Annotated in this window: 18 protein-coding genes; 5 read left to right on the forward strand and 13 right to left on the reverse strand. The window is 52.1% G+C overall.

Features of this window, described 5'->3' with window-relative positions; genetic code table 11:
* Positions 1-3: 3 nt before the first annotated feature.
* The 11 genes from ACWJJK_RS11250 to ACWJJK_RS11300 all read right to left on the reverse strand — a co-directional run bounded on the left by ACWJJK_RS11250 (position 4) and on the right by ACWJJK_RS11300 (position 11,775).
* The gene (locus tag ACWJJK_RS11250; RefSeq protein WP_454129022.1) at positions 4-93 is read right to left on the reverse strand and encodes a hypothetical protein; all 90 of its coding nucleotides are present in this window, start codon (positions 91-93) and stop codon (positions 4-6) included.
* Positions 71-343, reverse strand: a complete 273-nt coding sequence (locus ACWJJK_RS11255) for a Rossmann-fold NAD(P)-binding domain-containing protein (protein ID WP_086133370.1) — start codon at positions 341-343, stop codon at positions 71-73. The genes ACWJJK_RS11250 and ACWJJK_RS11255 overlap by 23 nt, the downstream gene beginning before the upstream one ends.
* Before the next feature lie 67 nt (positions 344-410).
* Positions 411-4,841: a glycoside hydrolase family 99-like domain-containing protein gene (locus ACWJJK_RS11260; protein ID WP_454129023.1), complete on the reverse strand. Its 4,431-nt coding sequence runs from the start codon at positions 4,839-4,841 to the stop codon at positions 411-413.
* Positions 4,838-6,274 (reverse strand): ABC transporter ATP-binding protein, encoded by a 1,437-nt coding sequence (locus tag ACWJJK_RS11265; RefSeq protein WP_454129024.1) that lies wholly within the window; start codon positions 6,272-6,274, stop codon positions 4,838-4,840. The genes ACWJJK_RS11260 and ACWJJK_RS11265 overlap by 4 nt, the downstream gene beginning before the upstream one ends.
* A complete protein-coding gene (locus tag ACWJJK_RS11270) occupies positions 6,264-7,082 on the reverse strand; it encodes an ABC transporter permease (RefSeq protein ID WP_454129025.1) in 819 nt (272 codons plus the stop codon). The genes ACWJJK_RS11265 and ACWJJK_RS11270 overlap by 11 nt, the downstream gene beginning before the upstream one ends.
* A 701-nt stretch (positions 7,083-7,783) precedes the next feature.
* Positions 7,784-9,574: a glycosyltransferase gene (locus tag ACWJJK_RS11275; RefSeq protein ID WP_454129026.1), complete on the reverse strand. Its 1,791-nt coding sequence runs from the start codon at positions 9,572-9,574 to the stop codon at positions 7,784-7,786.
* Between the two features lie 144 nt (positions 9,575-9,718).
* The gene (locus ACWJJK_RS11280; RefSeq protein WP_139841197.1) at positions 9,719-9,862 is read right to left on the reverse strand and encodes a PIN domain-containing protein; all 144 of its coding nucleotides are present in this window, start codon (positions 9,860-9,862) and stop codon (positions 9,719-9,721) included.
* A gap of 233 nt (positions 9,863-10,095) precedes the next feature.
* Positions 10,096-10,317 carry a type II toxin-antitoxin system BrnA family antitoxin gene (brnA, locus tag ACWJJK_RS11285; protein ID WP_077732287.1) on the reverse strand — a complete coding sequence of 74 codons (222 nt, stop codon included), beginning with the start codon at positions 10,315-10,317 and terminating at the stop codon, positions 10,096-10,098.
* On the reverse strand, positions 10,298-10,567 hold the full coding sequence (locus tag ACWJJK_RS11290; protein ID WP_086134743.1) for a BrnT family toxin: 270 nt from the start codon (positions 10,565-10,567) through the stop codon (positions 10,298-10,300). The genes brnA and ACWJJK_RS11290 overlap by 20 nt, the downstream gene beginning before the upstream one ends.
* Positions 10,568-11,178: 611 nt before the next feature.
* Positions 11,179-11,445 (reverse strand): PIN domain-containing protein, encoded by a 267-nt coding sequence (locus ACWJJK_RS11295; protein ID WP_210023942.1) that lies wholly within the window; start codon positions 11,443-11,445, stop codon positions 11,179-11,181.
* 180 nt (positions 11,446-11,625) lie between these two features.
* Entirely contained in the window at positions 11,626-11,775 is a 150-nt protein-coding gene (locus ACWJJK_RS11300) for a hypothetical protein (protein WP_205781105.1), read from the reverse strand.
* A 406-nt stretch (positions 11,776-12,181) separates the two neighbouring features.
* Here ACWJJK_RS11300 and ACWJJK_RS11305 point away from each other — a divergent pair, with 406 nt between their 5' ends.
* Together ACWJJK_RS11305 and ACWJJK_RS11310 are read left to right on the forward strand one after the other, a co-directional pair.
* Entirely contained in the window at positions 12,182-12,412 is a 231-nt protein-coding gene (locus tag ACWJJK_RS11305) for a DUF433 domain-containing protein (protein WP_210023943.1), read from the forward strand.
* Entirely contained in the window at positions 12,409-12,780 is a 372-nt protein-coding gene (locus ACWJJK_RS11310; RefSeq protein ID WP_210023944.1) for a DUF5615 family PIN-like protein, read from the forward strand. Before ACWJJK_RS11305 ends, ACWJJK_RS11310 begins: the two co-directional genes overlap by 4 nt.
* 46 nt (positions 12,781-12,826) lie before the next feature.
* Here ACWJJK_RS11310 and mpl read toward each other — a convergent pair whose 3' ends face one another.
* Together mpl and ACWJJK_RS11320 are read right to left on the reverse strand one after the other, a co-directional pair.
* Positions 12,827-14,197 (reverse strand): UDP-N-acetylmuramate:L-alanyl-gamma-D-glutamyl-meso-diaminopimelate ligase, encoded by a 1,371-nt coding sequence (gene mpl / locus ACWJJK_RS11315; protein WP_077732292.1) that lies wholly within the window; start codon positions 14,195-14,197, stop codon positions 12,827-12,829.
* 26 nt (positions 14,198-14,223) lie between these two features.
* On the reverse strand, positions 14,224-14,736 hold the full coding sequence (locus tag ACWJJK_RS11320) for an ankyrin repeat domain-containing protein (protein ID WP_077732293.1): 513 nt from the start codon (positions 14,734-14,736) through the stop codon (positions 14,224-14,226).
* 174 nt (positions 14,737-14,910) lie between these two features.
* Here ACWJJK_RS11320 and apaG point away from each other — a divergent pair, with 174 nt between their 5' ends.
* The 3 genes from apaG (at position 14,911) to ACWJJK_RS11335 (ending at position 17,486) form a co-directional block, all read left to right on the forward strand.
* Positions 14,911-15,288 (forward strand): Co2+/Mg2+ efflux protein ApaG, encoded by a 378-nt coding sequence (gene apaG, locus ACWJJK_RS11325; RefSeq protein ID WP_077732294.1) that lies wholly within the window; start codon positions 14,911-14,913, stop codon positions 15,286-15,288.
* Between the two features lie 3 nt (positions 15,289-15,291).
* A complete protein-coding gene (locus ACWJJK_RS11330) occupies positions 15,292-16,119 on the forward strand; it encodes a symmetrical bis(5'-nucleosyl)-tetraphosphatase (RefSeq protein ID WP_454129027.1) in 828 nt (275 codons plus the stop codon).
* A 359-nt stretch (positions 16,120-16,478) separates the two neighbouring features.
* The gene (locus ACWJJK_RS11335; RefSeq protein WP_139841112.1) at positions 16,479-17,486 is read left to right on the forward strand and encodes an AI-2E family transporter; all 1,008 of its coding nucleotides are present in this window, start codon (positions 16,479-16,481) and stop codon (positions 17,484-17,486) included.
* The last annotated feature ends 14 nt before the right edge of the window (positions 17,487-17,500 follow it).

Genomic DNA, 17,500 nt, shown 5'->3' on the forward strand with positions numbered 1-17,500 from the left:
CATCTAGTGGCAAATACTGGGATTGCCATAAACACCAGCAGTGGCCGAAAAAACGAGGTACGGCGCCCCTTTACGTGCTACGGAGTTCAACAAGGTGATGGTGTTGGATACATTGTTTTGGTAATAAGATGTCGGACTTTTTCGCCGATTCGCTTATTTGAGCAAACGAGGCGAAATGTATGACCATATCAAAGTCTCCGCTCGTGGACACTAGATCCAGCGAGGCTTCATCGCCCATGTTGCCGAGTACGAATTTATTAGCCATCACCGCGTCACTATAACCGGATGAGAGGTCGTCGAGCACGACGACATCCTTCCAGTGTTTTAGGAGCAATTTGACCATATGGGAGCCGAATGTAATCAGTGCCGCCTATTACTAATACTAATAAGTCGTCAAAGTCGCTGTCTAATCAATTTACGGTAATACCGTGATCTTCTTGCAGCGATTCAATATACCGCTTGGCTTGATTCTGCTTTGCTGCAGCCACGTCGTAACGTTCGGCGATGTAATTCTGCATGCGACGAATTTCTTCCAGATGAGATTTATTGATATTGCTGATTGTCACACCTTGGCTATGTCGGCGGTGTTTGTTCAAGGGTATCGGTGAGAATGCAACTCTGCCGCTGGCGAGAAGTAACACATAGACAAGCCAGTCGCCCGCGATGCGATAAGAACAAATTTCGTCGAAGCTATTTTCCAGCACAGATTTGAGGGCGCTTCTACTAAACAAAACCGCGCTCACATTGGGAATTGTATTCTTGATGCTCAGGAAGTCGACTATCTCGCTCTCACCGTCCAGCACGAACGGGGTCAGCCAGTGTCGGGCATCAATATCGGATAAGTACGGGAGATAGTTGTTGGCCAATAGTGTGCCTAATTCGTCAATCTGCTGGCTTTCGCAGTACGACAGGACAACACCAGGTGTTCGGAACCCTTTGAGCAACTCGTCGATCAGCTTTTCGCCACAGCTATCATCCGCTTCGGCCAGCCAGATGTGGGTGCCAGACGCAAATTCCACACCTTTCCGCCATTGGCGGAATACCGAACCGGAATTCTCTTCGTTGATGAGGATCCTGTAGTCAATGCCGCATTCGCCAAGCAGCTTCTCCGCCACTTCAACACTTTTGTCCGTGGAGCAGTCATCCAGAAAGATGATTTCGTAAATGGGGTAATCCTGTTTGACGATGCTTTGCAAACGCTCCGGCAGATAACGGGCGTAATTATAGTTCGGTATGATCGCGGACACGCGCGCCAACCCAATCCCCAGAAAATCCAGCAGGTCGAATATATAATGCCGAAACGAGAAAAGCCTACTGATAAGTTCGGCCCCGCGCAGACCGAGCCTTTCCCTTTCTCCAGACTTTTCCAACAAGTCCGCTACCGCCGAGGCAAAGGCTTCCGCATTCTCTTTGGGTACCAGTCTTCCGCAACCTTCACTAAGTAGGCCGACAAAACCACCCGCCCCTTCGAATCCGACTACCGGCAGGCACGCGTCCAGCGCTTCAAGCACTACCGACGGAAACGGATCTTCACGCGAGGTTAGTGCGAATACATCCGCACCTCCATAAAAAAGCTCCGTGTCGGTTTGGAGTCCTGGAAATATAAAGCGATCTTGCAATTCCGGGAATTTGGTTAATTTGTTGATGACGTGATCACGCATGCCTTGCTCCCAATGACCAAGCCATACCCATCGTGCCCTAGGTGTGCGCGGAGCCATTTCTAATCCGGCATCAACGAACAGATCTATGCCTTTGCGATGGTCAGCGTAGCCGACACCCAGAACGACTTGGGCGTCGTCAGGCAAGCCGAGTTGTTGACGTAGGCGTTTCCGATGGGTAAATCGATCCACCGATTTATCCCTGCGCTTATACAAGCCCTGTGGCCTTATATGTACTTTTGCCGATTCGCACGGCGCTATAGCGTTAAAGGAAACAGCCACTTCAGACGCAGGAAATACAATTTTGCTTGCATGATCGGCTATCGTTTTGGCTTGGCCCTGTAAGCCCATCTGATTCAGAACCCCGTGCAACTCATGAATTAGCGCAACGCATCGAAATCCATTACTTGCAAGAGTCTCGAGAAAATAGCCAGAAACGGTCGTATTAACCAATGCGCAACGATGACCAGACTCGTACAGCCTTTCAGCAAGGGAAACAGCTTGCTGTCCACGCGGATCTTTCCCATTTAAGTCGTGCACTCTCGCCCATCTAGCAAAATCTGATTTTAATGGGCCGTCTTCCAAGCAAACCACATCGATATGGAATCCAAATTCCTCATTTAATGTCCTCGCCAAATTAAGCGCGAGAAGCTGAGCACCATGTGGATAGGCGTCGTGCGTAACCAATACGACTTTACGCTCTTCTCTGGGAAACATTTGACTTCCAGTCAATGCATTTCTTGTCGCTTGAAGATATGCGTAGCCGAAGCGGGCGTCTGGTTCCAGGTAAGCGCCTTCGGCCCATTCGTTCCATGCGTTGATGAAAACCAACTGTTCGTCCGGATTGGTAAACGACTGCTGTGTACAGCGAATGGCATTTTCTAACCAACGCTGATAAAGCGACGGCGAACTATTCAAAAACACGGTGCTACGGCTTTTTCGCCGAGCCGTGTTATCCCAGGATGGGCACACGCCACGAAAGAGTTTGTACCCGGGTGATTTGTAGTGTTCGCTACGTTCTACGAACGTGCGCCAGTCGTAGACAGTACAGCCAAAATTTTTATCTAGTGGCGTTACACTATTAGTGAGATTTGGCGGCGCTGAGTTATTGGGCGGGAATTCGATCGCAGCATCAAAGCCATACTTGATTGGATCAATCGTTTCGAAGGATTGGGTGTAGGCGAGGTATATCTCGCCGATATCGTTGTCCCTACACCATTGTCGCCACCGACGTGAAGTTTCTTTGGCCGAAGGAAGGAGGCTAGGGCGATACACCAAAAGCAATGGCTTACCGTCGATACGAATATATCGGCGATCGCGCATGTACCGGGCGACATATTGGATGAACGCGATATCGTCTTCAGGGGAATGCTCCTGTGCGATAAGGACTTCGCTGTCCAGGCCATCCCAACGGCGACTCCAATTTTCGTTAGCCCAGCAAAGACAGAATGGCAGATCGAGGCTGATATCATTCAGGTAGTTTTTGATTGGTGCTTCCAGAAGACGTTTTCCGCCGAACCAATAGAAATAGAAGCAAAATCCCTCAATTCCGTACAACTTGGCTAGTTCGATCTGCCGCCGTTGCACAGCTGGGTCGAGCAAATTGTAATAGCCCAATTCGTCCGGTATGCGTGGCTGATAATGCCCCGCAAATTGAGGCAATGCAGGTTGGACATTCGACCATTCGGTAAAACCCTTCCCCCACCATGCGTCGTTCTCCGGAATAGCGTGAAACTGTGGTAGATAGAAGCAGATCAGTTTTACTGGTTTGTTCTCGATCGGTCTTCCCTTAAGCAGAGGTACGTATTCCTTCCTAGTGTTTGGTAACCAGCTATCTCGCGGCATTAATGGAAAGAAAGTGCCTGCGCTATTGACAAATGGTGCGCTAAAGTTTTGCCAATTTCGATAAGCTTGCGTACCGCGAAAGAGAAACGGCAGTGTTATGAATAATGCACTCTTGAATTTCTGCTTTACAGGCACGGACAACGGCAACCGATGCCAAACTGGACGAATGACAGTGAAAAAGTCGCAATGTAAATCTCTTCCGAGGATAGTCGTGAGGCCTCTTCGTAAAGCCCGAAAAGGTTCCGTTAGCCGCCAAGATCTGCTAACAAGAATATGATTCAAACGAGTCTCAAACGCGTCTTTTTCTCGGTGAAGTGTAGCGATCTGGTTGTCTCGCTCGGCGATCGTCTGGTTGAGATTGGAAATTTGCTGAGCACGCTCGATTATCTGTTGGTCGCGCTCGGCTACGGTTTGATCGAGGCTGGTAACCTGGGTATAAAAGGCAGCATTTTGTTCTTCCAGAGTGTTTATGTAAAAGAAAACCGGCGAAAAGGTATTAAATCTAGCACGTAATTCTCGAAAGCAATCTAAAAAGTCCTTGTCCTCCAAAGAAACCTCATCCTTCGCTGCTTTGAGTAGGGTTTGATAAGCAGTAACTACGTCTATAGGAGCACGACGATCCAGTTGTAAATCATCGACGGAAAATGTCGTATGACGTAGAGCTTTTTCTAAAAAGTTATTTGCATAATCCTGAAACGCGGGACTATCCTCGTCGATTGTTGGTAAACCGAGAATCGATGAAATTCTTGCTACCTGTGAGAGGGGAGACTCCATAAGGAGGTCATAATCAATAACTAGACGAGGCGATCCTATAGTATTGAGAACTGTAGGAAGTATATGCTCAAGCCATAGCAAATAACCCTTTTCAATCGAAATACGGTTCCGTTTCTCAAGTGATAAAGCTACACTTAAAGGGTTTCGTAAGGCAATTACGAAATAGACATCACAGCCACAGGCATCAAACACAGATCGCCAAAAACCAAGAAATCTGCAGGTGCGCGGATCTTTAAAGCCCCACTTCCCATTATGAGAAGCAATTCTACTAGTAATAAGTCGAACGGCTTTCGATTTTAACTCAGTTATAAATGAGTCTGGTTCTGAATCCCTCGACGGAATACTCAATTTGTCATACGCTGAACCAAAGTAAGCAAGTAATTGTTCATTAATTTCGAGGCAATCTTTATCCTCCCAGAACCCCTTTGGATTATCAAATCCGGGTGGATGGAGATTATCTCCCAAGTTAACTCCTAACAAATCTAGGGAGCGAGTTATAGCGCTTGTCCCACTGCGATGCATACCTAGGACGACAACAATGCGCTCTTGTTTTGAATTGTTCATGCAGTGTAATCCGATACCAGAGAAACATCAGATGTGCATTTAAAATCAACGATTGCAGTAGCTTGATTATTAGTAACAGGTAACACGCGGAACATATAGACATCCAGTAGTCTGTGAAGATATATTTCCTCCTCACCTCTTGTGCCTATAACACCTGCATTTAGGAAATAGCTACCAGGGTTGAGATTGCATTGAAACCGGAACTTAACTCGAATAATACTATTTTGCGCAACATATGGTATAGCATTTTGAATACTGGAAGCGGAAATGGCGCCACCAAGTTCTATTCCTGATAAAGTCTTGATTAGCATGCCAAAACGCAGATTAGTTGCTCCAGACTCAAACCAAACGAGATAGGTATAAAAGTAGGTTTGACCACGTTGAAGGCAATTTACAGGTTCACCTTTAAGATTAAGAATCTTTGGGGATTTGATCACCGCTCCGTGAGACTCGTAAACGATCGTGCTTTGAGGTTTGAGATTGGGATCAAGCCATTCTACTTTGTTTGCATCTTTGGCAGGCGCATGGGATGCCCACTGGGCAAAACTTAAACCTGTGAAATCCGCTGCGTCCTGCCGCGAGCAGGAGGAAGAACTCTTGATCTCGGATCGGATAGCGGCCCGTTTCTCCTCAGGCGCATATAAAAGCTTTTGATATTTACCTATTATCGTTTTCGGAGTTCCGCTCGTCAGTAATTCGCCACTGTCCAACAAAATGGCACGGTCGCATAATTCAACCACTGTGGTACCTGAGTGGGAGACGAAAAGGATTGTTGTCCCGTTGCGCTTGATGGCCTCAATTCGAGAGAAGCACTTGCGCTGAAACAGTTCATCTCCCACAGAAAGAGCTTCGTCAACGATGAGGATCTGTGGGTCGACGTTGATAGCTACCGCAAAGGCTAGGCGAACCACCATGCCACTGGAGTAGGTTTTTACTGGTTGGTCAATGAACTCACCGATGTCGGCAAATGCTGCTATATCGCTATAACGAGAACCGGTTTCTTCCTTGGAGAGGCCTAGGATGGCAGCATTCATGTATACATTTTCACGCCCAGTGAATTCCGGATTAAATCCTGAACCGAGTTCTAACAGGGCGGCGATACGGCCAACAGTCTGGATAGATCCACTGGTAGGATTGAGCGTGCCGCAGATGAGTTGCAATAAAGTAGACTTGCCGCTGCCGTTGCGACCGACAATGCCTACCGTCTCGCCTTTTTTGACTTCAAACGAAACGTCTTTCAGCGCCCAGAATTCCCGATAAAACTGCTTGCGCCCGCGTATCAACATCTGTAATAGCCGATCTCGGGGGCGGTCGTAGATGTGATAGCACTTGCTAAGGTTGGTTATGCGGATGGCGATTTCGTCGTCCATATCGACACATGCAGTGCTTTCTGTCGTGACAGGCAAGCGAGCTTTGTTCATTTCAGAGGACATCGGCAAATCCTTTCCGTGTTTTTTGAAACCAGGCGAAGCCAAGCCAGCCTATGACGGCCGAGGCCGCAAAACTAATTCCAAAGAACGGCCAGTCCGGCGTTTTTCCCCAAATCAGGAGATCTCTAACTTGCTCGATCACCGGGGCGAGGGGATTAAAAAGCAACAATGTTTGGTATTTTTGTGGCAACACAGAAAGCGGATAAAAGATAGGGCTGAAAAACAAAAGTGCGGTGGTCGCGATGCCGATAACCTGCCCGACATCGCGCAGATAAACGCCCAATGAGGCAAGAAACCACGAGAGGCCGAGGGTCAGTAGTGCCAGGGGGAGTAGAGCGATTGGCAACAACAAGGCTGTGACTGGCGGTAGGCCGAAAAAGAGCAGAAAAAACGATAGCCATACTCCGAAACTGACGGCAGTGTGAAACAGAGCCGCCCCGAAGGATACCACTGGCAGAATCTCTAACGGAAAAACGACTTTCTTAACGTAGTTGACGTTGGAAAGAATCAAACCCGGTGCGCGATTGACGCATTCGGCAAAAAGATTGAATACCATCAATCCGGCAAAGAGGATAAGCGCGAACTCCGTTTTTGAATCTCCGCCGCCGCTCCATCGGGCCTTGAATACGACGCTGAATACAAAGGTGTAGACGGTCAACATGAATACTGGATTGAAGAACGACCATAGGATGCCAAGAACAGAACCGCGATAGCGGCCGATGACTTCACGCTTAACAAGTGCTTTGACGAGATCTTGGTTGCGCCAAAGGGTGGCGGCCATTTCACGGGGAGAAAGGCTGAAATTCTGCATCAGGCGAATGTGCTTCGAGTGTTACTAATAGCTAAGAAAGTTAAGCCACAAGTGCCCCCTCTCGCTCTGGAAGAGTGGTGGGGTGAGAGCGATTCGAATAGGGCTTTACTTTCTCTACGCACGTTAACAGATCGGTGTGTGTTTTGTCTTTGATTGCGTCTAGCCGAAGCTTGTGTACGGACTTTGCGGGAGTGGGAAATAGATCATCCTGGCAATGCAGCGTTTGGCGCTTGTGTTCTTGTGTGTAGAAGCCAGTGGTTTTTGAAAGAGTTTACGACGCTAAAGGTTATTGTGTGTAAAGGAGGTACAAGCCTGTTCCAATCTCCCCAACCCACTCCCCGATGCCGTTAAGTCGGCCCATCATGCCGGCAGGGAAGGGGGCGGTTAAAGCGACTGTTTCCGATTGGGCTGCCGACATTCAGGGCATAGGGATCTGAGTAAGCCGGCGGCATCCTTGGCTTTTGGGTTCCGGGAATCCTTGCCGGAAAGACGAAATACGACTTAACGTAATGGCATTGCTCTTGGGTGAGTGGGACTACTTAAGTCCTTCGTAAAAAAGCTCAAATTATAGTCAGAACTATAAAAAATGCGATGCCCCATATTCTAGTAAACGTAGCATACGAAAGTAAACCATATCTTAATAAACAACGCATAATATTATTTGGTGTCGAACAAAAAGTCTGATAATTAAATAAGGAAGCTTATGAAATAAATCGGCGAGGTTTGAAGCTAATATCTTTAGCGGCATCGGAATGGTCAAAGCACATATCCAAACTTATACGATTCGCGGCTTCTGGCGTGACTTTTTGATAACCCGGTAGATTGGATAACCATCCCAGGAAAAACCTCATAAGTGGTAGAGGTATGTGGACAATCTTACATTTAGTTCCAAGATGCAGGGATATCCGATTTACCATATCCAGATAGGTAAGAATTTCTCCGCCGCTTAAGTTGTAAGCCTTGTTGAATGTTCTTGGATTATCTATAGTTTTGAGGCAGGCCAGTGCTAGATCTTCTGCGTGAACAGGCTGGCGTAATCCATCGCCGGTTCCGACCAAGGGAAAAAACCGGAACCGTTTGATAAACCTAGCGATAGTCGTAACGTTTTTGTCTCTTCCTAGGCTATAGACCATCGTAGGACGAAAGATCGTCCAATCGATATTCCGTTTTGCGCAGTAAGCATGAAGGTCCTCCTCGGCTTTTTTTAGCTTGCTTACCATTTCACGCTCTTGTTCGTACCCCGAGTTCTCTTTCGTAAAGAGGCTGGTCGAACTGAAGGCGATGATGCGTTTTATCTCTGCGCCGGCGAGACCTTCCAATAGAGGCGGTAACGTCCATAAAGGGGCTAAATGGATCAATATTTCGGCCCCGTAGGTGTCAGCTAATCCGCCATTACTGATGTCCTGCCGATGCCAGATGATGTGCCGATGAGTTGCCGGAATCGGCGGTTTGCGGCTTATGGCGTGAACCTCGAAACCGGCTCGAAGCAAAGCGGGTAACAAAAAATCGCCGATTAAGCTGGTGGCTCCAGTGACGATTACCCGCCGGTTAGGGAGAGGATGTTCGACCGTTTCGACCGGTTCAGGATGTATATTCGAGGAGTCGGCAATGTCGTCTTTCTTTTTCGGACCGATCATGACTGCCAACGATCTTACGAAGTACCGAATACCGATACCCGCCATAACAAGCCACATGAGACCGGTCGGATATTGATGGCGAAAGAACTTTCTGTAAAAGCGAACCATCCCTCTGTGCTTGTAGTATTCCACCAAGGCCGGCCGCGAGGCGCTGCAAACGCCGCCGACGTGCAGGATTTCGATGTCGGGTACGAAAAGAATCTGGAATCCCGCCTGCCGGAATCGCATGCACCAGTCCAAATCCTCGCAATGCATGAAATAGCCTTCGTCTAGAGGCCCGACCTTTTCCAGGGCGCCGCGTCGCACCAGCATGAACGCGCCGGAAATGGCTTCGATGCCGACCGGTTCGGTCGGCAGGGGAACATCTGTCTGGATAAAGCTATTTAGTTTTGGATGATACTTCGAGAACTTGTACAGCCGAGTAAGCCGAACAAACGTCCGCCACGGCGTCGGAACGGCGCGCCGGCAGCCGGATTGTTCACTGCCATCCGGGTTGAGGATCAGGCAGCCCGCCATTCCGGTCTGCGGGTGCTGCTCCATCACGGTTAGCATTCTGGAGAGCGTGTCGGGCCGAATCAGACAGTCCGGATTCAGGAATAGGAGATAGTCGCCTTGTGCGACAGGCAGGGCGATATTGTTCGCTTTGGCGAAGCCGAGGTTTTCCTGATTTTCGATGATTTTCAACCGATCTTCGTCCGGAAAATCACGGCGCAGAATATCCATGCTGTCGTCGGTGGACCGGTTGTCGACGACGATTACTTCGACCGGTACGGTGGATGCAAGCACCGAGCGCACGCAGTCGGAAAGAAAATGACCAGCGTTAAAGTTGACGATGATGACGGAAATCGGCTTCATTGCGTCCAGTTTTGGGATAGCCCTGTCATATAAAAATCACAAATGATTGCACTTCGCCCCTGACAATTGTGTGTCCTTTTGAACACATTTGTCGGCAAAGGATTGCCGACCTACGAGCCATACGGGGTATGCGTACCTTATACCTTATGCTTTGAGCACCGTCACGATGCTGGACTTCAGCAATTTACGAAAGCCTTTGTCGAAAGTCACCAGGTGCAAATGATGGCTTTGCGCTGCATCGGCAATCCAGGCATCCGGGACCGCATTGCCGGTCAGATTGTGTCGCACGCACAATTGCTCGACCTCTGGCCATTCGTCACCCAACGACGGAAGTGCGTAGGTTGGGGTGACAAAGGAATCCCAGTACCAAATTGACCAGGCAGGGCAGTCTTTCGGTGGCTCAAAGCAAATTTGGCTATTCTTCGACGGCTTAGAGCCTATCCCGGTAGGTCCCAAAAACCCTTCGACTCGGCTCAGGACAGGCCCTTCGACAGGCTCAGGGCGAACGGCCTGGTAGGCTCTTAGTGGTGTTGCAACTTATCCGCTAGCCAGAGCTTGATTAGGGATTGACGAGTCACACCTAGCCGATGCGCTTCTCGATCGAGCGAACGCACCATCCAGACGGGAAAATCCACATTGACGCGCTTCTGCTCCAGGCCGGGGCGGCGCGCCTTTTCAAGGTCGAGCATGGCCGTCACGTCCTCGCCTGCATCAAATTTCTCGTCAAAATCCGAAGCTTTCATAGATTTCTATCTCTTCTTTCCGGGAGCGCCTGACGGAAATCAGACGGATGTTCTCGTTTCGATAGGTGACGACCGCTGACCAATGCTTGCCGCCGATCATGCCTATGACCAAATAGCGCGGTTCGTCCACTGTCTTCGCTGGAATTTCGATAAGATCGGGATCGTCCCACAAAGTTTGCGCCTCGTCGAAATCAATTCCGTGTTTGTGCTTGTTAGCAGAGCTTTTGTCCTGGTCATATTCGAAAGCCATATTGGGGATATAGCAGAAAAAGAATAATTATAGAACCTTTTTTATACTTTTTATGACGGTAACCAGGACCTCCAGTTCGGGGCAGCGAGCCTGGTGCCATACTCTACACGGCTGCTCTTGATCCTTAAGGAAGCTCTGATTAAGTCCTTCGAGTCGGCTCAGGACAGACTTGTCGAACGCTCTCCTGAGCCTGTCGAAGGGGCATGAACGGAATCCACTTGTTCAGAGCTCCTTAAGGTCATTTGCCCTCAGATACGGTCGTCGGCAAAGAATCACCGATCTACGAGCCATGTACCGCGAACCATGCGGGTGCGGTTCATGCCGCACAATCCCCGTCCGGTGTTTTTCGCGCTGCTTGCCGCGTACCAATTCGCCGGGAGCCGAATGTGGTAAACGACGTTTGCCCTGCGACCAAAGCCTGAGATGGCTTTGGTCGATTGGAACGTGCGAGGCACGGCCCGAAGGATGAGCGTCAGGAATGAGGCTAGTAATCGGTCGTCCTGCTGATTTGTCGTATCTGAGCCCATCCTACAAACGCACCGGGCGGCCAAGAATTGCCGACCCACAAGCCATGCAGGGAACGTATTGAACGCATTTGTGTACTTGATACCTCACGCCTTGAGCACCGTCACCATGCTGGACTTCAGCAATTTACGAAAGCCTTTAAAGCCTTTGTCGAAAGTCACCGGGTGCAAATGATGGCTTTGCGCTGCAGCGGCAATCCAGGCATCCGGGACCGCATTGCCGGTCAGATTGTATCGCGCGCACAATTGCTCGACCTCTGGCCATTCGTCGCCCAACGAAGGTAGGACCACCCCTGGCGAATCCAGCACGGCACGCAGGAAAGCCAAAGCCGCATCAAGGGGCGTAGGCTCCACAAAAACCTAAAAACCTTGGGATGCGTGGCTAGGCGCAGGAATCCCGAAGCCACCACCGACAAAATGGCCAACGATTGCCCTTCGACGCTTTTGGCTAGGGCATCTCCAGCCAAGCCAGGGCCGACTGATGGTGCGGATGATCCTGCCTAGAGGCGGCCAAAAGGACATTGACATCGGGCGTCACTGGGCCGAATCCGCTTCATCTGCCGCCTCGAGTAGGGCGCGCTGGATCAATGTGTCGCGTATCGTCGGCCGCAATCCACCCCGTCCGGCGTAGACCGGCAATACCGGGCGCATCTTGCCAGAACGTTGCGAAGTGCGCAGTCGCATCGAAAGACCTTCCTCGATCAAACGAGTCAAACTGACATGTTCATTGGCCTCACTCAGCAAGCGGTCGTCGATATCTATTAATCAGGCCCGTAAATACCCTCCTGGTATTTCGGGCCGCCGCCCAGGCCCGGTACACGCCCGGCCTGGGCTCACGCGGCTTGTCGCCGCGCCGGGGCATCCCTGCCCCGGATTGACCCGGCCTACATTTATAGGCCGGGTCAATAACGTGGTTCTCATGGAGTAAATTCCAATACTGATTTCTGCATATTTAATCCTGGACCAGCATTCTACGCCATGACCTTAAGCCGGGGAACGTGCGCAACGCATAGGTTCATGTTCGAAAATAGTTCTTGAAATTTGGTCTCAATAGCCTAGTCTCGCAATAAATTAAGATGAGGAGGTGAACATGGAATCACTAAACCGCATTACTCAGCAACCCGGCGTCATGGGCGGCAAGGCGTGCATCCGTGGCATGCGGGTAACGGTCGGTATGATCGTCGGCCAAATCGGAGCAGGGCACAGCATCGAAGAGGTCCTCTCGGATTATCCCTACCTCGAACGCGAGGATATCCTACAGGCGCTACGCTACGCCGCGTGGCGTGCGGAAGAACGGGAAATTACGCTGGCTAACGCATGAAGTTATTGGTCGACATGAATCTGTCACCGCGTTGGGTTAGCCTATTGGCTGACGCGGGCTTCGAGGCGGCGCATTGGTCTACACTCGGCGCAGCCAATGCCCCGGACGCGGAAATCATGGCCTTCGCCAAGGCCAACGGCTACGTGGTGCTCACGCACGACCTGGACTTCAGCGCGATTCTTGCGGCAACCCACGGCGAGAAACCCAGCGTCGTGCAAATTCGTGCCGAGGATGTCAGCCCGGACGCAATCGGCAAGCCGGTTAGCGATGCCCTGTTGCAAATGACGGCCGAGCTGGAAGAAGGTGCGTTGCTCACCATTGATCCGAATCGCACCCGGTTGCGGCTCCTACCCTTACACTTCCGATAGGCCAAGCCGTTTTGGCACTGAGCGGCAAATGCGCGCGGTGCGTACATTACATAGCCGCGCGCAAAGCGTCCTCGACCTTTTTGTGAATCCCGCCGAAGCTGCCGTTGCTCATGAAAACCAGATGGTCGCCGGGGCGGGCGTCTTTCGCCAGTCGCTCCACGATTGAATCCAGCGAGCGGCATACGCTAATGTGTTCGGCTCCCTGAATTGCCTGCTCGGCGTCCCAACCGAGGTCTTCGGGTTGGAAAATGATGGATTGATCGGCAGCCTTCAAGGAATCGGCAAGCGTATCGGCGTGAACGCCCATGCGCATGGTGTTGGACCTGGGTTCCAACACGGCGATGATGCGGGCGCTGTCGACACGCGCGCGCAAGCCTTCGAGCGTCGTGGCGATGGCGGTGGGATGGTGGGCGAAATCGTCGTAAAGGGTGATTCCGTCGATGCGGGCGCGTACTTCCAGTCGGCGTCTGACATTCTTGAACATGCTCAACGCGGCCGCGGCCTCTTCGGGGCTTACGCCGGCATGGTGAGCTGCGGCGATGGCGGAAAGCGCGTTCATCACGTTGTGGCGGCCGGTCAGGCTCCATTCCACGACACCGCTGGGCCGTCCCTGGTGGTAAAGCTGGAATTGGCTGCCGTCGGGTGCCAACAGAGCAGCACGCCAAACGGCGTTCTCGGGATTTACTTCCAAAGTCGTTTTCTCGACCGGCGTCCAGCAACCCATTTGCAGGACTTCGGCCAGGGTTTTGTCCGTCTCCGGAGCGATGATGAGCCCGTTTCCCGGAATGCTGCGTATCAAGTGGTGAAACTGCCGCTGGATTGCGGCGAGGTCGGGAAAAATGTCGGCGTGGTCGAATTCCAGGTTATTGAGAATCGTCGTGCGCGGCCGGTAATGGACGAACTTGGAACGTTTATCGAAAAAAGCGGTATCGTACTCGTCGGCTTCGACGATGAAAAACCGGCCGTCGCCCAGACGCGCGGACAAGCCGAAATTGAGTGGGACGCCTCCGATCAGAAAGCCGGGCTTGAGTCCCGCGCTTTCGAGTATCCAGGCGAGCATGCTCGATGTGGTCGTTTTGCCGTGCGTTCCGGCCACGGCCAGCACCCAGGAGTTCTTCAGCACATAGCAATAAAGCCACTGCGGACCCGACGTGTAGGCGAGTCCCCGATTGAGCACCGCTTCTATTTCCGGATTGCCGCGGGAGATGGCATTGCCTACCACGACCAGGTCGGGCGCCGGGTCCAGATTCTCCGGGCTGTATCCTTTCATGAGCGCGATTCCTTGCTCCTCGAGCTGGGTGCTCATGGGGGGATAAACGTTTTGGTCGGAGCCGGTGACGTGATGGCCCATTTGTTTGGCCATGATCGCCAAACCGCCCATAAATGTCCCGCAGATGCCCAAAATATGAATGTGCACGATCCTGTCCTCTTAGGTTCGGTCCGTTATTTCTTGACGTTGTCCGGGTTTTTGTTCGCGGACGTTCCGTCATCCGTTTTGCCTTCCGAGACGGGTTTAACCATCGCGGCTTGTTCCAATATCGCTGCGATCCGCATATGCCCGCTTTTCTTGGCTCGATCGATAAGCGTGAGTCCTGAATTTTCTTTTGCGGAAACGTCCGCTCCGCCGGCGATCAGCGCCCTGACGGCATCCTCGTAGCCTTGCGCGGCAGCCTCCATGAGCGCGGTCACCCCGCGCTGGTCCGCTGCATCGGGATCGGCGCCGAAACTCAAAAGCTTTCTGATCACGCGGACATTGCCCGAAAATGCCGCCGCCATCAGCGGCGTGCGGCCGGCGCCGTTTTTGCCGTTGACGTCCGCGCCCTGGGCGAGCAGCGAATCCAGCCGTTCCAGCTGCCCGGATGCGGCCGCGGCGAACAGTGCCTGATTCGGATCTTCCGCTTGCAGAACGGTTGTCGACGCGAGCAGGGCAAGAACGAGCATGGCTTTTTTTAACATAGCGAAAACCGGTTTGGTCCGAAAGACATTCTTTAAAATTGCCGAGTACTCCGGAACGCGCCGCGCGACTCCATGGTGATCCAGCTCGTCGGCGGTTGCGAAAGGTGCTTGAAGAACTCTCTTCCGTTTAAACTATCGGCAAAAAAACAATCGTCTGTAACCATAGTCCAAGCCATGAACAACAAGTATCGTATCGATATCGACGCCGTAACCGATTATCTGGAAGCCGAATCCTCCCCGGAGACGAACCGCTATGTGTTCGCCTATACCATCACCATCCGGAACGCCGGCGACGTGCCCGCGAAATTGGTATCCCGGCACTGGATCATCACCGATGCGCACGGAAAGATACAGGAAGTCCGCGGGGAAGGGGTAGTGGGTGAACAGCCTCATCTTTCTCCGGGCGAATCCTTTCGCTATACCAGCGCCGCCATGATCGAAACGCCGGTGGGCACGATGCGAGGCGAATATCAAATGATTGCCGATGACGGTGAGCATTTCGATGCCGAAATACCGTCGTTCACCCTGGCCATTCCGCGAACCTTGCACTGATCGATGGCGATATACGCAATTGGCGACGTACAGGGTTGCTTCGCCGAGCTTCAACGTCTTCTGGACCAGATCCGTTTCGATCCGGCTGAGGACCGGCTCTGGTTCACGGGCGATTTGGTCAACCGCGGCCCGCAATCGCTGGAGACTCTACGGTTTATCCGATCCTTGGGGGACAGGGCCGTTACCGTGCTCGGCAATCACGACCTGCATCTTCTCGCCGTGGCACACGGCGTGTCGAGGACAAAGCGCAAGGACACGTTTTCCGATGTCCTCACCGCTCCCGATCGCGACATCCTCGTCGATTGGTTGCGCCGCCGTCCGTTATTGTTTCGAGACGGAGCATTTTACTTGATTCACGCCGGTTTGCCGCCCCAGTGGAGTGCGGAGGATGCAGAACGTTATGCCAAGGAGGTGGAAAGCTGTTTGCAGGGCGATGATTTCGTTGAGCTGTTTCGGCATATGTACGGCGATCAGCCCGATCTTTGGACAGAGACCTTACAGGGATGGGACAGGCTGCGTTTCATCACCAATTGTTTTACGCGCATCCGCTACTGCGACCGCTACGGGCACACCGATTTCAAGGAGAAAGGCGGTCCCGGGACGCAACCGTCTCATCTGATGCCTTGGTTCAAGGTGCCGGGAAGGAAAAGCGCCGGGGCCGAATTCGTTTTCGGCCATTGGTCGACGTTAGGGTTTTATGCCGACGATGGCGTTTACGGGATCGATACCGGTTGCCTGTGGGGAGGGGAGTTGACGGCGCTTCGACTCGACGGGGAAATGAAACGCTTCTGCGTATCGTGCCGCGAAGGCGGCTATCAAGAACCTTTTTGAGCGCGGCGCAAGTTGGTGTCTTATTCGTATGGATTCAGACATATGTGTCGGCAAAGGATTGCCGACCTACGAGATTTTCTAAGAGAGGGCAGGGTTTGTAGGTCGAGAATCCATTCCCGACAGCTTGCGTATGGCACATTAGCGTTAGCGTAGTGCGCCGAATGGAACGTCTCCGTACGGCGGGATACGCGAGTACGCTATTCTGTCCTACGTGGACTTTTTGAGTCTTGCGCGACGTAACGTTTTGTGCGTATGGCTTCAGCCAAACAGGCATGTTTGACGGATAAGGAACCGCCTCTATCACGTCGAGGAGACTAACCATCGACAGAGTTCTGCGCTTTATCACGCTAGGCGTCTTTTTGACCGTACTGGTGTTCTTGATCTTCCAGGTCATGAGCGCTTTCCTGCAGCCGATCGGCTGGGCCGTGATCTTGGTTTATGCGACATGGCCTCTCCACGTTCGCCTAACGCGCTTGTTGGAAGGACGGAGCAGCCTCAGCGCGCTTACCATGACTTTGCTTTTGGCCGCCTTGCTGATCATTCCGTTTATCGGCCTGACCATTATTCTTCAGGCCGAAATGGTCGAGTTTTTCCAGCGACTCCCCGCCTGGCTGGACCAGAAACCGGAGTTGCCCGAATGGTTAAGCAAGATTCCCATTCTCGGCGCCGAGCTACAGTTCATATTTGATCAATTCGAGGACTTGCAGGGCTTGATGCGCCGGTATGTATTGCCTTGGCTGACCGGACTTTCCGGTAGAGTCGTGGGCATGTTGGAAGGCGTCGGCTACCTGGGCGCGAAGCTTTTCTTCACCGTATTCTTGATGTTTTTCGTTTACCGCGACGGGCACCGGTTGATTTATGAGGTGCGTCAAGGGTTGTTGCTGGCTCTGGGCGAACGCGCCGACGAGTACCTTTCCACCACCGAAGTGACCGTCAAGGCGGTCGTTTACGGCATTGTACTGACGGCTATAGCCCAAGGCGTCATGGCCGGAATAGGGTACTGGATTGTCGGCATCAGGGCGCCGGTCCTTCTCGCCGCATTTACCACGTTTTTCGCGCTGATCCCTTTCGGCACGGTAGCGGTCTGGATTTCCGCAAGCCTGTGGCTGATGCTGAACGGAGACTATTGGGCCGGAGCCGTGTTGTTCCTCTGGGGAACCTTGGTCGTGAGTTGGATTGACAACCTGGTCCGCCCCCTGGTCATCAGCCGCACCACCCGCATTCCGTTCGTGGTCGTGATGTTCGGAGTCTTGGGCGGGTTGGCCAGCTTCGGGTTCATAGGTTTATTCGTGGGACCGGTGATTCTGGCCGTGGGCATGGCGGTATGGCATGAATGGCTGGAGTCCGCGCCGCGTTATCAGCCTTGAGTCGAATCGCCTAG

This window comes from Methylocaldum gracile (assembly GCF_053646815.1).

Bases quoted from the DNA above. Each gene is read 5' to 3' on its own strand.
- ACWJJK_RS11255 (WP_086133370.1), bottom strand. From the start codon at position 343: ATGGTCAAATTGCTCCTAAAACACTGGAAGGATGTCGTCGTGCTCGAC.
- ACWJJK_RS11260 (WP_454129023.1), bottom strand. From the start codon at position 4,841: ATGAACAATTCAAAACAAGAGCGCATTGTTGTCGTCCTAGGTATGCAT.
- ACWJJK_RS11265 (WP_454129024.1), bottom strand. From the start codon at position 6,274: ATGTCCTCTGAAATGAACAAAGCTCGCTTGCCTGTCACGACAGAAAGC.
- ACWJJK_RS11270 (WP_454129025.1), bottom strand. From the start codon at position 7,082: ATGCAGAATTTCAGCCTTTCTCCCCGTGAAATGGCCGCCACCCTTTGG.
- ACWJJK_RS11275 (WP_454129026.1), bottom strand. From the start codon at position 9,574: ATGAAGCCGATTTCCGTCATCATCGTCAACTTTAACGCTGGTCATTTT.
- brnA (WP_077732287.1), bottom strand. From the start codon at position 10,317: ATGAAAGCTTCGGATTTTGACGAGAAATTTGATGCAGGCGAGGACGTG.
- ACWJJK_RS11290 (WP_086134743.1), bottom strand. From the start codon at position 10,567: ATGGCTTTCGAATATGACCAGGACAAAAGCTCTGCTAACAAGCACAAA.
- ACWJJK_RS11300 (WP_205781105.1), bottom strand. From the start codon at position 11,775: ATGCGACTGCGCACTTCGCAACGTTCTGGCAAGATGCGCCCGGTATTG.
- ACWJJK_RS11305 (WP_210023943.1), top strand. From the start codon at position 12,182: ATGGAATCACTAAACCGCATTACTCAGCAACCCGGCGTCATGGGCGGC.
- ACWJJK_RS11310 (WP_210023944.1), top strand. From the start codon at position 12,409: ATGAAGTTATTGGTCGACATGAATCTGTCACCGCGTTGGGTTAGCCTA.
- ACWJJK_RS11320 (WP_077732293.1), bottom strand. From the start codon at position 14,736: ATGTTAAAAAAAGCCATGCTCGTTCTTGCCCTGCTCGCGTCGACAACC.
- apaG (WP_077732294.1), top strand. From the start codon at position 14,911: ATGAACAACAAGTATCGTATCGATATCGACGCCGTAACCGATTATCTG.
- ACWJJK_RS11330 (WP_454129027.1), top strand. From the start codon at position 15,292: ATGGCGATATACGCAATTGGCGACGTACAGGGTTGCTTCGCCGAGCTT.